Source organism: Pseudomonas sp. NPDC087185 (assembly GCF_044744955.1).
Lineage (GTDB): Bacteria > Pseudomonadota > Gammaproteobacteria > Pseudomonadales > Pseudomonadaceae > Aquipseudomonas.
On the sequence record NZ_JBIUZK010000004.1, the window covers coordinates 117078 to 130751 of the forward strand.

At 63.7% G+C, this 13674-nt stretch carries 12 protein-coding genes; 8 read left to right on the forward strand and 4 right to left on the reverse strand.

The annotated features are described in order from the left end of the window. The first annotated feature begins 25 nt into the window (after positions 1–25). Genes fmt through ACIPIJ_RS15125 form a run of 4 tightly spaced genes read left to right on the forward strand, consistent with a single transcriptional unit; the run spans position 26 to position 3988 of the window. A complete protein-coding gene (gene fmt / locus ACIPIJ_RS15110; RefSeq protein ID WP_401077770.1) occupies positions 26–958 on the forward strand; it encodes a methionyl-tRNA formyltransferase in 933 nt (310 codons plus the stop codon). Beyond that, positions 955–2265, forward strand: a complete 1311-nt coding sequence (gene rsmB, locus ACIPIJ_RS15115) for a 16S rRNA (cytosine(967)-C(5))-methyltransferase RsmB (protein WP_401077772.1) — start codon at positions 955–957, stop codon at positions 2263–2265. The genes fmt and rsmB overlap by 4 nt, the downstream gene beginning before the upstream one ends. Positions 2266–2288: 23 nt before the next feature. Then, a complete protein-coding gene (gene trkA, locus ACIPIJ_RS15120) occupies positions 2289–3662 on the forward strand; it encodes a Trk system potassium transporter TrkA (RefSeq protein WP_401077774.1) in 1374 nt (457 codons plus the stop codon). A gap of 11 nt (positions 3663–3673) precedes the next feature. Continuing rightward, positions 3674–3988, forward strand: coding sequence for a tetratricopeptide repeat protein (locus tag ACIPIJ_RS15125; RefSeq protein ID WP_401077776.1), 315 nt, complete (start codon positions 3674–3676; stop codon positions 3986–3988). Positions 3989–4138: 150 nt separating this feature from the next. Here the strand turns inward: ACIPIJ_RS15125 and ACIPIJ_RS15130 are convergent, their stop codons facing one another. Further along, positions 4139–5026: a lysophospholipid acyltransferase gene (locus tag ACIPIJ_RS15130; protein ID WP_401077778.1), complete on the reverse strand. Its 888-nt coding sequence runs from the start codon at positions 5024–5026 to the stop codon at positions 4139–4141. Between the two features lie 41 nt (positions 5027–5067). After that, positions 5068–5619: a DNA-3-methyladenine glycosylase I gene (locus tag ACIPIJ_RS15135; protein ID WP_401077781.1), complete on the reverse strand. Its 552-nt coding sequence runs from the start codon at positions 5617–5619 to the stop codon at positions 5068–5070. Positions 5620–5702: 83 nt separating this feature from the next. Here ACIPIJ_RS15135 and glyQ point away from each other — a divergent pair, with 83 nt between their 5' ends. From glyQ to ACIPIJ_RS15155, 4 genes are all read left to right on the forward strand, one after another. Next, the gene (glyQ, locus tag ACIPIJ_RS15140; RefSeq protein WP_012312032.1) at positions 5703–6650 is read left to right on the forward strand and encodes a glycine--tRNA ligase subunit alpha; all 948 of its coding nucleotides are present in this window, start codon (positions 5703–5705) and stop codon (positions 6648–6650) included. After that, entirely contained in the window at positions 6647–8698 is a 2052-nt protein-coding gene (gene glyS, locus ACIPIJ_RS15145) for a glycine--tRNA ligase subunit beta (protein ID WP_401077784.1), read from the forward strand. The genes glyQ and glyS overlap by 4 nt, the downstream gene beginning before the upstream one ends. Before the next feature lie 3 nt (positions 8699–8701). Then, positions 8702–9229 carry a D-glycero-beta-D-manno-heptose 1,7-bisphosphate 7-phosphatase gene (gene gmhB / locus ACIPIJ_RS15150; protein WP_401077787.1) on the forward strand — a complete coding sequence of 176 codons (528 nt, stop codon included), beginning with the start codon at positions 8702–8704 and terminating at the stop codon, positions 9227–9229. Between the two features lie 61 nt (positions 9230–9290). After that, a complete protein-coding gene (locus ACIPIJ_RS15155; protein WP_401077789.1) occupies positions 9291–10061 on the forward strand; it encodes a lysophospholipid acyltransferase family protein in 771 nt (256 codons plus the stop codon). Positions 10062–10238: 177 nt separating this feature from the next. Here ACIPIJ_RS15155 and ACIPIJ_RS15160 read toward each other — a convergent pair whose 3' ends face one another. Both ACIPIJ_RS15160 and ACIPIJ_RS15165 read right to left on the reverse strand, forming a co-directional pair. Further along, complete coding sequence (locus ACIPIJ_RS15160; RefSeq protein ID WP_401077792.1) at positions 10239–11858, reverse strand: MFS transporter; 1620 nt, start codon at positions 11856–11858, stop codon at positions 10239–10241. A 96-nt stretch (positions 11859–11954) separates the two neighbouring features. Next, the gene (locus ACIPIJ_RS15165; RefSeq protein ID WP_401077795.1) at positions 11955–13601 is read right to left on the reverse strand and encodes a GMC family oxidoreductase; all 1647 of its coding nucleotides are present in this window, start codon (positions 13599–13601) and stop codon (positions 11955–11957) included. Positions 13602–13674 lie beyond the last annotated feature (73 nt).

The following is a 13674-nucleotide window of genomic DNA, read 5'->3' on the forward strand; positions in this document are numbered from 1 at the left end:
TTTTCTTTTTTGAAGCGAGAACTCCATGCGCATCGTCTTTGCAGGCACTCCAGAGTTTGCCGCCGAACACCTCAAGGCCCTGCTCGACAGCCCTTACGAGATCGTGGCCGTCTACACCCAGCCCGACCGCCCGGCCGGTCGTGGCCAGAAGCTGATGCCCAGTGCGGTCAAGGCGCTGGCCGTGGCCCATGACATCCCGGTGTTCCAGCCGCCAACCCTGCGCAACGAAGATGCCCAGGCGGAACTCGCGGCACTGAAGCCAGACCTGATGGTGGTGGTCGCCTACGGCCTGATCCTGCCTCAAGTCGTGCTGGATATCCCGCGCCTGGGTTGTATCAACAGCCACGCCTCGCTGCTGCCACGCTGGCGCGGGGCGGCACCGATCCAGCGCGCCGTGGAAGCCGGCGACGCCGAGAGCGGCGTGACCGTGATGCGCATGGAAGCAGGCCTGGATACCGGCCCGATGCTGCTCAAGGTGGTCACCCCGATCAGCGCCGGAGATACCGGTGGCAGCCTGCACGACCGTCTGGCCGAAATGGGCCCGCCGGCGGTGGTGCAAGCCATTGCCGGCCTGGCCGACGGCAGCCTGCAGGGCGAGGTACAGGACGATGCCCTGGCGACTTACGCACACAAGCTGAACAAGGACGAGGCGCGCATCGACTGGAGCCGCCCGGCCGTGGAGCTGGAGCGCCTGGTCCGCGCTTTCAACCCTTGGCCGGTGTGCCACAGCACCCTGGACGGCGAAAGCGTGAAGGTGCTGGCCGCCAACGTGGCCACAGGTGAAGGCGCCCCTGGCGAGATCCTCTCGGCCAGCAAGGACGGTCTGGTGGTCGCCTGCGGTGACCAGGCGCTGAGCCTGACCCGCCTGCAATTGCCGGGTGGCAAGGCCCTGGCCTTCAGCGACCTGTTCAACAGCCGCCGCGAGAAGTTCGCCACCGGCAAGGTGCTCGGCCAATGAACCCACGCCTCGCCGCCGCCCGTGCCTTGGCCGCTGTCCTTAGCGGCAAGGCGTCGCTGAACAGCTCGCTGCCGGCCCAACTGGACAAGGTCGATGAACGCGACCGTGGCCTGACCCAGGACCTGGCATTCGGCACCGCCCGCTGGCAGCCGCGCCTGGACCTGCTGGCCGCACAACTGCTGCAGAAGCCCTTCAAGGCTGCCGATACCGATGTGCAGGCGTTGCTGCTGGTCGGCCTGTACCAGCTGTTCTACACGCGCATCCCGGCCCACGCCGCCATCGGCGAAACGGTCGGTTGCGCCGACAAGCTGAAGAAGCCCTGGGCCAAGGGCCTGCTCAATGCCGTGCTGCGCCGCGCTCAACGTGAGGGCGAAGCACTGCTGGCCGGCATGGAGCGCGACCCAGTGGTCCGCACCGCGCACCCGCGCTGGCTGCAGAAGGCGCTGAAAGCCTTCTGGCCCGAGCAGTGGGAAGCCATCTGCGCTGCGAATAACGCGCACCCGCCGATGATCCTGCGGGTCAACCGCCGCCACCACAGCCGCGATGCCTACCTGGCGCTGCTGGCCGAGGCAGGCGTCGGCGCCAGCGCTTGCCAGTACAGCCGCGACGGCATCGTGCTGAATGAGGCCTGCGACGTGCGCAACCTGCCGGGCTTTGCCGAGGGCTGGGTGAGCGTGCAGGACGAAGCCGCGCAACTGTCTGCCGACCTGCTCGAACTGGCCCCCGGCCAGCGCGTGCTCGACGCCTGCTGCGCCCCGGGCGGCAAGACCTGCCACCTGCTCGAAGCCGAAGCCGGCCTGGCGCACATGGTCGCCATCGACCTGGAAGCCAAGCGCCTGACCCGCGTGCGCGAGAACCTCGACCGCTTGCAACTGGACGCCGAGCTGATCGCCTGTGACGCCCGCGACACCGCCAGCTGGTGGGACGGCAAACCGTTCCAGCGCATCCTGCTCGACGCCCCGTGCTCGGCCACCGGCGTTATCCGCCGCCACCCGGACATCAAGCTGACCCGTCAGGCCGACGACATTCCGGCCCTGGCCGCGCTGCAAGGCGAGCTGCTCGATGCCCTGTGGCCGACCCTGGAAGTGGGCGGCATGCTGCTGTACGCCACCTGCTCCAGCCTGCCGACCGAGAACACCGAAGTGATCGAAGCGTTCCTCGCCCGCACCCCAGGCGCCCGTGAGCTGGACCTGGCGACCGAAGCCGGCGTGCGCCAGCCCCACGGCCGCCAGCTGCTGGCCCAGGAAGGCGGCCACGACGGTTTCTACTATGCCAAGCTGATCAAGATCGCCGCCTCACGCGGGTAAGAAAAAAGATTAGGGAGTAGCGGATGAAGATCATCATCCTCGGTGCAGGGCAGGTGGGCGGTACACTGGCGGAACACCTGGCGAGCGAAGCCAACGACATTACCGTGGTCGACACCGACGGAGACCGCCTGCGCGACCTCGGCGACCGCCTGGACATCCGCACCGTGCAGGGCCGTGGCTCGCTGCCGACGGTGCTGCGCCAGGCTGGCGCCGACGATGCCGACATGCTGGTGGCGGTGACCAACAGCGACGAAACCAACATGGTGGCCTGCCAGGTCGCCTATTCGCTGTTCCACACCCCGACCAAGATCGCCCGGGTGCGCGAATCGGCCTACCTCACCCGCGAGGAGCTGTTCCACAACGACCACATCCCGGTGGACGTGCTGATCAGCCCCGAGCAGGTGGTGACCAACTACATCAAGCGCCTGATCGAACACCCCGGCTCGCTGCAGGTGATCGACTTCGCCGAAGGCAAAGCCCAGCTGGTGGCAGTCAAGGCCTACTACGGCGGCCCTCTGGTGGGCCAGCAACTGCGCCAGATCCGCGCGCACATGCCCAACGTCGACACCCGTGTGGCGGCGATCTTCCGCCGCGACCGGCCGATCACACCGCGCGGTGACACGGTAATCGAGGCCGACGATGAAGTGTTCTTCATTGCCGCCAAGAAGGACATACGCGCCGTGATGGGCGAGCTGCGGCGCATCGACGAGACCAACAAGCGCGTGGTCATCGCCGGTGGCGGGCAGATCGGCGAACGCCTGGCCGAGGCCATCGAAAGCCGCTACCAGGTGAAGATCATCGAAATGAACCCGGCCCGCTGCCGGCACCTGTCGGACACGCTGGAAAGCACCGTGGTGCTGCAGGGCAGTGCCTCTGACAAGGACCTGATGCTCGAAGAGAACATCGCCGATGCCGACATCTTCCTGGCCCTGACCAACGACGACGAGGCCAACATCATGTCGTCGCTGCTGGCCAAGCGCCTGGGTGCACGCAAGGTGATGACCATCATCAACAACCCGGCCTATGTCGACCTGGTGCAAGGCGGTGAAATCGATATCGCCATCAGCCCGCAGCTGGCCACTATCGGCACCCTGCTGGCGCACGTGCGCCGTGGCGACATCGTCAGTGTGCACTCCCTGCGCCGCGGCGCGGCCGAGGCCATCGAGGCGGTGGCGCATGGCGATGCGAAATCGAGCAAGGTGGTCGGCAAGGCCATCGAAGACATCGCCTTGCCGCCGGGTACCACCATCGGCGCGATCATCCGTGACGAAGAGGTGCTGATCGCCCACGACGACACGGTGATCGAGTCGGGTGACCATGTCATCCTGTTCGTTGTGGATAAAAAGCATATTCGGGATGTGGAGAAGCTGTTCCACGTCGGCTTGAGTTTCTTCTAGGAGAAGAGGGCATGCGCGAATCGCTGGAGAAGATGCTGGCAAAGGGTGTGGATAACCCGCTGCTGCGGTTCGGCCTGGGCAAGGCCTGGCTGGACGAGGGCCATGGTGTGGAAGCGGCGGTGCACCTGGCCCGCTGTGTAGAGCAGGACCCGAAGTATTCGGCGGCGTGGAAGCTGCTGGGTAAGGCGTATCAGCTGCAGGGCGACCTTGCGGCGGCGCGCAAGGCCTGGGAGGACGGGATCGTGGCGGCGCAGGCCCATGGCGACAAACAGGCCGAGAAAGAGATGACCGTGTTTCTGAAGAAACTCAACAAAACCTCAAGCTGACGCCGTCCGTGTGGGAGCGGGTTCACCCGCGAACACCGGCGAAGCCGGTGCCATACTCCGCGGTGTCCGCTTCGCGGGCAAGCCCGGTCCCACAGGGGCCCCTCATGCAGGCAGAATTGCATCCAGCCTGCATGAGGGGCCGCGAATAACTCAATACCAGCGCGGCTCGCCCGCCGGTCGCTTCTTGAAGCGCTTCATGCTCCACATGTACTGGCTCGGGTACTCGCGCACATAACGCTCGACCACCTTGCTCATGGCCGCTGCCGACTCGCTCACGTCGGTGCTGTACATTGCCTCTGGTGCGGCTTCCAGAATCACCCGGAACCCGGACCCATCCGGCAGCCGCAGCGCATGCAGGAACACCCCCACCGCTTTGCCGCCGGCCAGCATGTTCGGCACGAACTTGCTGGTCAGCGCCTGGGTGCCCAGGAACGGCACGAACACACCCGCCGATTCGGCCGGCTCCGGGTCGGCAGGAATGCCCACCTGGCCACCGCGGCGCACTTCCTTGATCACGCTGAGGATGCCTTCCTTGGTCGAAGGCGCCACGCGGTTGCCCATTTGCACCCGCTGTTCACGCAGAAGATCATCCACAGCCTTCAGCTTCGGCGGGCGGTAGAAAATGATCGGTTTGCACTGGTTGCAGTAGAAGTGGTTGAGCACTTCCCAGTTACCCAAGTGGCTGGTGATACCCACCACGCCCTTGCCCGAGGCCAGTGCCTGCTCCAGCACTTCCAGACCGTGTACTTCCTTGACCAGGTCCAAAGAGCGCTGGGGTGGCCAGATCCAGGCACAGGCGCTTTCGACGAAGGACTTGCCGATGTCCCGCAAGGCCTGGCCAACCAGTTGCTCGCGGGCAACCGGGTCCATCTCGGGGAAACACTTGGCCAGGTTGATCCGCACCACGTTGCGCGAACCGTTGGGGATTTTCCACATCAGCCAACCGATCCCGGCACCGACGCGCTGGACCGCGCCCCAGGGCAGCTTGGCAAACAGACGCAGCACCCCGACCATCAGGGCGCCCTTGAACTTTTCCACAGGCGAATTCCTTATTTCAGCAAGGCGCGCATTGTAACCCCTCAGCGCAGCAAGGCGGCGTAGCGATCACAATCGGTGGTGTGGTCCATGACCATGCCGGTGGCCTGCATGAAGGCGTAGCAGATGGTCGGCCCGACAAAGGTGAAGCCGGCTTTCTGTAACGCCTTGCTCATCGCCTTGGCCTCGTCGGTGACCGCCGGCACGTCGCCGCGGGCCTTGAAGTGGTTGATCTTCGGCTCGCCGCCAACGAACGACCAGAGCCACTCGGCCGGGTTATCCACAGCCAGCCAGGCCTTGGCGTTGCGCCGAACGGCATTGAGCTTGAGGCGGTTGCGGATGATGCCGGCATCAAGCATCAGTACCTCGATTCGCTCGTCGCTCATCTGCGCCAGTTTGACCGGGTCGAAGCCCTCCAGCACCTCGCGATAACGCTCGCGTTTGCGCAAAACGGTGATCCATGACAGCCCCGCCTGGAACCCTTCGAGCAAAAGCATCTCGAACAGCAACGCCGGATCACGCTGCGGTGTTCCCCATTCCTGGTCATGGTAGGCCTGGTACAACGGATCGTCGGTACACCAAAAGCAGCGTGGCATAAGGCTCCAATGAGTAGAGGGCGAGGCGAATCAGGTTATACTCCCGCTCTTTACATCCGCATCCCCAGATACAGGTGAATTTCGTGAGCCAGCCTACGCCAGCCGTGCGTACCTTCCAAGACCTGATCCTCGCCCTGCAGAACTACTGGGCAGCTCAAGGTTGTGTGGTGCTTCAGCCCTACGATATGGAAGTAGGCGCCGGCACTTTCCATACCGCCACGTTCCTGCGCGCCGTCGGCCCAGAAACCTGGAACGCCGCCTACGTGCAGCCTAGCCGTCGCCCTGCCGACGGGCGGTATGGCGAAAACCCCAACCGCCTGCAGCACTACTACCAGTTCCAGGTGGTGCTCAAGCCCAACCCGGCCAACTTCCAGGAGCTGTACCTCGGCTCGCTGAAAGCCATCGGCCTGGATCCGCTGGTCCACGACATCCGTTTCGTCGAAGACAACTGGGAATCGCCGACCCTGGGCGCCTGGGGCCTGGGCTGGGAAATCTGGCTCAACGGCATGGAGGTGACCCAGTTCACCTACTTCCAGCAAGTGGGCGGCATCGAGTGCTACCCGGTCACCGGTGAAATCACCTACGGCCTGGAGCGCCTGGCCATGTACATCCAGGGTGTCGACTCGGTGTACGACCTGGTGTGGGCCGACGGCCCGTTCGGCAAGGTCACCTACGGCGATGTGTTCCACCAGAACGAGGTGGAGCAGTCGACCTACAACTTCGAGCACGCCAACGTCGAGAAACTGTTCGAGCTGTTCGACTTCTACGAAAGCGAAGCCAACCGCCTGATCAAACTGGACTTGCCACTGCCGACCTACGAAATGGTGCTGAAGGCCTCGCACACCTTCAACCTGCTCGACGCCCGCCGCGCCATCTCGGTGACCGAGCGCCAGCGTTACATCCTGCGCGTGCGTACCCTGGCCCGGGACGTGGCGCAAAGCTATCTGCAAGCCCGCGCACGCCTGGGCTTCCCGATGGCCACCCCTGAACTGCGTGACGAAGTGTTGGCTAAGCTGGAGGCTGCACAATGAGTGCTCAAGATTTCCTGGTAGAACTGGGCACCGAAGAGCTGCCACCCAAAGCCCTGGCCACCCTCGGCGACGCCTTCCTGGCCGGTATCGAGAAAGGCCTGCAGGCCGCTGGCCTGAACTACACCGGCAAGCAGGTCTATGCCGCGCCGCGTCGCCTGGCCGTGCTGATCCGCCAGCTGGACGTGCAGCAGCCTGACCGCAGCATCAATATCGACGGGCCGCCCTTGCAGGCTGCCTTCAAAGACGGCGAGCCGACCCAGGCTGCCTTGGGCTTCGCCAAGAAGTGCGGTGTGGAGCTGTCGGAAATCGACCAGAGCGGCGCCAAGCTGCGCTTCTCCCAGCACATCCCGGGCAAGGCGACCGCCAGCCTGCTGCCGACCATCGTCGAAGACTCGCTCAACGACCTGCCGATCCCCAAGCGCATGCGCTGGGCGGCCAGCCGTGAAGAGTTCGTGCGCCCAACCCAGTGGCTGGTGATGCTGCTGGGCGACCAGGTCGTCGACTGCACCATCCTGTCGCAGCAGGCCGGCCGTGAATCCCGTGGCCACCGTTTCCACCACCCGGAAAACGTCGTCATCACCACCCCGGCCAACTACGCCGAAGACCTGCGCAAAGCCTACGTGCTGGCCGACTTCGCCGAGCGCCGCGAGCTGATTGCCAAACGCACCGCGGAACTGGCCATGCAGCAGGAAGGCACCGCCATCGTGCCGCCAGCGCTGCTGGACGAAGTGACTGCCCTGGTGGAATGGCCGGTGCCGCTGGTGTGCTCGTTCGAGGAGCGTTTCCTCGAAGTGCCGCAAGAAGCCTTGATTACCACCATGCAGGACAACCAGAAGTACTTCTGCCTGCTGGACAGCGAAGGCAAGTTGCTGCCGCGCTTCATCACCGTGGCCAACGTCGAAAGCCGTGACCCCAAGCAGATCGTCGAGGGTAACGAGAAGGTCGTGCGCCCGCGCCTGACTGACGCCGAGTTCTTCTTCAAGCAGGACAAGAAGCAGCCGCTGGCAACCTTCAACGAGCGCCTCAAGAACGTGGTGTTCCAGGCGCAACTGGGTACTGTCTACGACAAGGCCGAACGCGTTTCCAAGCTGGCCGCGTTCATCGCCCCGCTGATCGGCGGCGACGCCCAGCGCGCCGGCCGTGCCGGCCTGCTGTCGAAGTGCGACCTGGCCACCGAAATGGTTGGCGAGTTCCCTGAAATGCAGGGTGTTGCCGGTTACTACTACGCGCTGAACGACGGTGAGCCGGAAGACGTCGCCCTGGCCCTGAACGAGCAGTACATGCCGCGCGGTGCTGGCGCTGAGCTGCCGCAGACCCTCACCGGTGCTGCCGTAGCCATTGCCGACAAGCTCGACACCCTGGTCGGCATCTTCGGCATCGGCATGCTGCCCACCGGCAGCAAAGACCCATACGCGCTGCGCCGTGCTGCCCTGGGCGTGCTGCGCATCCTGATCGAGAAGCAGCTGGACCTGGACCTGACCGGCGCGGTCGAGTTCGCGGTCAAGCAGTTCGGTGCCAAGGTCAAGGCTGCCGGCCTGGCAGACCAAGTGCTGGAGTTCATCTTCGATCGCCTGCGTGCGCGCTACGAAGACGAAGGTATCGACGTGGCCACCTACCTGTCGGTACGTGCCCTGAAGCCGGGCTCGGCGCTCGATTTCGATCAGCGCGTGCAGGCCGTGCAGGCCTTCCGCAAGCTACCGGAAGCCGAGGCCTTGGCCGCGGTGAACAAGCGCGTCTCGAACCTGCTGAGCAAGGCCGAAGGCGCTATCGCCGAGCAGGTCGAGCCGAAGTACTTCGACAACGCCAACGAGTTCTCCCTGTACTCGGCCATCCAGCAGGCCGACCAGGCCGTGCAACCGATGGCCGCTGCACGTCAGTACAGCGAATCGCTGGCCCGCCTGGCGGCCCTGCGTGACCCGGTCGACGCCTTCTTCGAGGCGGTGATGGTCAACGCCGAGGACGCCAAGGTGCGCGCCAACCGTTATGCCCTGCTCAGCCGCCTGCGCGGCCTGTTCCTGGGCGTGGCCGACATTTCGCTGCTGGGGTAAGCCTTGAAACTGCTGATTCTCGATCGTGACGGGGTGATCAACCAAGACTCCGACGCCTACATCAAGTCGCTGGAGGAGTGGATCCCGATCCCTGGCTCGATCGAGGCCATCGCGCAGTTGAGCAAGGCGGGCTGGACGGTGGCCGTGGCCACCAACCAGTCCGGCATTGCCCGTGGCTACTATTCGCTGGCAACCCTCGAGGCCATGCATGCGCGCCTGCGCACGCTGGTGGCCGAGCTGGGCGGCGAAGTCGGCCATATTGTGTATTGCCCGCACGGGCCGGACGAGGGCTGCGCTTGCCGCAAGCCCAAGCCCGGCATGCTGCTGGCAATCGCCGACCATTATCACGCCGACCTGCGCGGCATATGGTTTGTCGGTGACAGTAAAGGTGACCTGGAGGCCGCCCTGGCCGTCGGTGCACAACCCGTGCTGGTGAGAACCGGCAAGGGCGAGCGAACCCTGGAAAAAGGCGTCGCTGAAACTACACTGATTTTCGACGATCTGGCAGCTATCGCCAGAGAACTAATTTAAACGATGCGCCTACGGGCGCATTTTTCTCAGGCGGGCAAGCCCCGCAACGGTACATGCCACTATGTCGATCCTGCAGGCGATCAGAGTCTTTCTTTTTTACCTGCTGCTGGGCACCAGTTCGCTGCTGTGGTGCTCCCTGAGCTTTTTCGTCGCGCCATTCTTGTCGTTCCCCAAGCGGTACACGTTCATCAACGTGTACTGGTGCCGCTGTGCATTGTTCTTGAGCCGCACAATCCTAGGCATCGATTACAAGATCACGGGCGCCGAGAATGTGCCCAGTGAGCCCTGTGTGATCCTGTCCAACCATCAGAGCACCTGGGAAACCTTCTTCTTGTCCCAGTATTTCTCGCCGTTGAGCCAGGTGCTCAAGCGTGAGCTGCTGTACGTGCCGTTCTTCGGCTGGGCGATGGCCATGCTGCGGCCGATCGCGATCAACCGCGACAACCCCAAGGAAGCCCTGCGCCAGGTGGCCAGCAAGGGTGACGAGTTGCTCAAGCAGAAGACTTGGGTGCTGATCTTCCCGGAGGGCACCCGGGTGCCGTTCGGCACGGTGGGCAAGTTCTCCCGCGGCGGTACCGCCCTGGCTGTGAATGCCGGGCTGCCGGTGCTGCCGATCGCGCACAATGCAGGCAAGTTCTGGCCCAAGACCGGCTGGGGCAAACGCTCGGGCACCATCGAGGTGGTCATCGGTGAGCCGATGTACGCCAACGGCACTGGCCCACGTGCCATTGCCGAGCTCAATGACCGTGCGGCGGCCTGGAACGAAGCGACCCAACGGGCCATGGGTTCGCTGCCGCCGGTAGATGAGAAACCGCACGAGCAGATTGCCTGACGTTCTGTGGATAACTTGTTAGCAGTTTTTCCGAAGAATGCTGGATGTGATCGCTAAGTGTATGAATTAGCTGTTTATTTCTGTGTATGACATTTTTCTGAAAAACGTGCATAAGTTTTTTCGGGGCATAAGAAAACCGGCTTTTACAGCCGGTTTTTTTATGGCTTCAGGACATCATCAAACCTTGTCGATATCGACGTCCTTGGTTTCTTTCAGGCAGAAGATCCCCACCACCAGGCTGATCCCGGTCACCAGCACCGGGTACCACAGGCCATAGAAGATATCCCCGGTGTACACCACCAACGCGAACGACACCGTTGGCAGGAACCCCCCGAACCAGCCGTTGCCGATGTGGTAGGGCAGCGACATCGAGGTGTAGCGGATACGGGTCGGGAACAGTTCGACCATCACCGCCGCCAGCGGCCCGTAGGTCATGGTCGCGATCAGGATCATCGCCACGATCAGCACCACCACCATCACCTGGTTGACCTGCGCCGGGTCAGCCTTGGCCGGGTAACCGGCCTGCTCGATCGCCGCACGCATGGCGGTCTCGTCATAGCCATTGATGCTCTTGTCACCGATGTTCACCACCACCTGGCTGCCGGCGACATTCACTGAGCTGTAGGGCAGGCCCTGCTTGACCAGGAAGGTTTTCACCTTGTCGCACGGGCTGTCGAAACGTGCCTTGCCGACCGGGTCGAACTGGAAGGTGCAGCCTTGCGGGTCAGCGGTGACCACGATCGGCGCCTGGCGGCTGGCCATGTCGATCTGCGGGTTGGCGTAGTGGCTGAGGGCCTTGAATAGCGGGAAGTACAGCACCGTGGCCAGCAGCAGGCCGAGCATCAGGATCGGCTTGCGGCCGATGCGGTCGGACAGCCAGCCAAAGAATACGAAGAACGGCGCGCCGATCACCACGCTGATGATCAGCAGGGTATTGGCCTGGGCCGGGTCCATCTTGAGCATCTGGGTCATGAAGAACAGCACATAGAACTGCGCCGTGTAGAAGGTCACGGCCTGGCCGGCGTTGATACTGAACAGTGCGGTGAGCACCACCTTGAGGTTGGGCCAGGAGGTGAATGACTCACGGATCGGCGACTTGCTGATCTTGCCCTGGGCCTTCATTTTCACGAAGGCCGGCGACTCATGCATGCTCATGCGAATCCAGGTGGAAATCGCCAGCAGCACGATCGACAGCAGGAACGGCAGGCGCCAGCCCCAGGTTTCGAACTGGTCGCCACTGATGTAGCGGCTGCCCAGCACCACCAGCAACGACAGCAGCAGCCCGAGGGTGGCGGTGGACTGGATGAAGCCGGTGTGGAAACCGCGCTTGCCGTGCGGCGCGTGTTCCGCCACATAGGTGGCCGCACCGCCGTATTCACCGCCCAGCGCCAGGCCCTGGAGCATGCGCAACACCACCAGGATGATCGGCGCGGCGATGCCGATGCTCGCGTAGGTAGGCAACAGCCCAACGGCAAAGGTCGACAGACCCATCAGCACGATGGTCACTAGGAAGGTGTACTTGCGCCCGATCATGTCACCCAGGCGGCCGAACACCAGCGCGCCGAAGGGCCGCACCAGGAAGCCCGCGGCAAAGGCCATCAAGGCGAAGATGAAGGCGGTAGTGTCGTTTACCCCCGCAAAGAACTGCTTGCTGATGACCGCCGCCAACGCGCCATAGAGAAAAAAGTCATACCACTCGAAAACCGTCCCGAGGGATGACGCGAAAATGATCTTGCGTTCTTCACGGCGGCTGGGGCTGGCCGCCGTCGCACCCTGCTCTTGGATGTAATCCGACATCGTTGCTGTCCTCGGCCCGCAGGCCACAGTGATTATTGTTGTTGTTCCACTGTCGGCGGCCTCTGACCGCAAGCCGCCGGTACTGCACGCACCCGGTCAGGGCGTCGGTAGCGCGTCTTCGTTCAGGTAGGTTTGGGTAGCTGCTCCCTTCAGAATGAGTTGTGCCGCCTTCTCGGCGATCATCAGCGTGGGTGAACAGGTATTGCCGGAGGTGATCTGCGGCATGATCGAAGCATCCGCCACACGCAGGCCGGGGATGCCGTGTACGCGCAGTTGGTTATCCACAACGTCCAGCGGGCCGCTGCCCATGCGACAGGTGCCAACCGGGTGGAAGATGGTGGTGCCGATCTTGCCGGCGGCCTCGAACAGGTCTTGATCAGACTGCAGGGCAGGGCCTGGCAGGTATTCCTGGGGGTCGAAGGCGGCGAGGGCAGGGGCCTGTACGATGCGCCGGGTGAGGCGGATGGCGTCGGCGGCCACCCGCAGGTCTTGCGCGTCACTGAGGTAGTTGGGGTCGATCAGAGGCGCGCTGTTCATGTCCGCACTGCGGATGTCGATGCGTCCTCGGCTTACCGGGCGCAGGTTGCACACCGACGCGGTGAAGGCCGGGAAGCGGTGCAGCGGTTCGCCGAAGCGCTCCAGCGACAGCGGTTGCACGTGGTATTGCAGGTTGGCGGTGGGCTGCTCCGGGCTGGAGCGCACGAACGCGCCCAGCTGGCTCGGCGCCATGGCCAGCGGGCCGCTGCGGTCATAGAGGTAGCGCAAGCCCATGCCCATCTTGCCCCACAGGCTGTTGGCCATCTGGTTGAGGGTGCGCGTGTTGCGAATCTGGTAGATCAGGCGCAATTGCAGGTGGTCCTGCAGGTTGCCGCCGACACCGGGCATGGCGTGGCGAACGCCGATACCCAGGCTTTCCAGCAGCGTACGCGGGCCGATGCCGGAGCGCTGGAGGATGCCGGGAGACCCCACGGCGCCGGCGCACAGGATGATCTCGCGGCGCGCGGCTAATTCATGCCAGGCGCCTTGCCAAAGGGCTTTTACAGCGCGGGCACGGGTATTGTTGAGCATCACCCGGTCGACCTGCACGCCGGTCAGCACCGTGAGGTTGGGGCGGTTATGCACAGGCCGCAGGAATGCCTTGGAGGCATTCCAGCGCACACCGCTGCGCTGGTTGACCTGAAAGTATCCACAGCCCAGATTGTCGCCGGTGTTGAAGTCGTCGACCTTTCCGATACCGCTCTGCTCGGCGGCATCGCGGAAGGCATCGAGGATCGGCCAGCTGTAGCGTTGGCGCTCCACCCGCCACTCGCCCGCGGCGCCGTGGTGCTCACTGTCGCCGGCAAAGTGATTTTCGCTGGCCTTGAACAGCGGCAGCACCTCCTTCCAGGCCCAACCGTCATTGCCTTGCTCAGCCCAATGATCGTAGTCCGCAGCCTGGCCACGCATGTAGATCATGCCGTTGATCGATGAACAGCCACCCAGCACCTTGCCCCGTGGGTAGCCCAGGCTACGACCGCCCAGGCCGGGTTGTGCCTCGGTCTTGAAGCACCAGTCGGTACGCGGATTGCCGATGCAATAGAGGTAACCGACAGGGATGTGGATCCAGGGATAGTTGTCGCGGCCACCCGCTTCGAGCAGCAATACGCGGCAGGCAGGGTCGGCGGACAAACGATTGGCCAGCAGGCACCCGGCGGGCCCGGCCCCTACGACCACGTAATCGAAGACAGAATCGGCTGATGGCATGTGCAACCTCGCGCCTGATTTTTATTCTTGTCGTCCCACATCTTATTGATTAATTTCGAGGAGGAAACACGAG

Coding starts and splice junctions, on each gene's coding strand:
- ACIPIJ_RS15155 (WP_401077789.1), top strand. CDS start 9,291: ATGTCGATCCTGCAGGCGATCAGAGTCTTTCTTTTTTACCTGCTGCTG.
- rsmB (WP_401077772.1), top strand. CDS start 955: ATGAACCCACGCCTCGCCGCCGCCCGTGCCTTGGCCGCTGTCCTTAGC.
- glyS (WP_401077784.1), top strand. CDS start 6,647: ATGAGTGCTCAAGATTTCCTGGTAGAACTGGGCACCGAAGAGCTGCCA.
- fmt (WP_401077770.1), top strand. CDS start 26: ATGCGCATCGTCTTTGCAGGCACTCCAGAGTTTGCCGCCGAACACCTC.
- ACIPIJ_RS15135 (WP_401077781.1), bottom strand. CDS start 5,619: ATGCCACGCTGCTTTTGGTGTACCGACGATCCGTTGTACCAGGCCTAC.
- ACIPIJ_RS15165 (WP_401077795.1), bottom strand. CDS start 13,601: ATGCCATCAGCCGATTCTGTCTTCGATTACGTGGTCGTAGGGGCCGGG.
- ACIPIJ_RS15160 (WP_401077792.1), bottom strand. CDS start 11,858: ATGTCGGATTACATCCAAGAGCAGGGTGCGACGGCGGCCAGCCCCAGC.
- trkA (WP_401077774.1), top strand. CDS start 2,289: ATGAAGATCATCATCCTCGGTGCAGGGCAGGTGGGCGGTACACTGGCG.
- ACIPIJ_RS15125 (WP_401077776.1), top strand. CDS start 3,674: ATGCGCGAATCGCTGGAGAAGATGCTGGCAAAGGGTGTGGATAACCCG.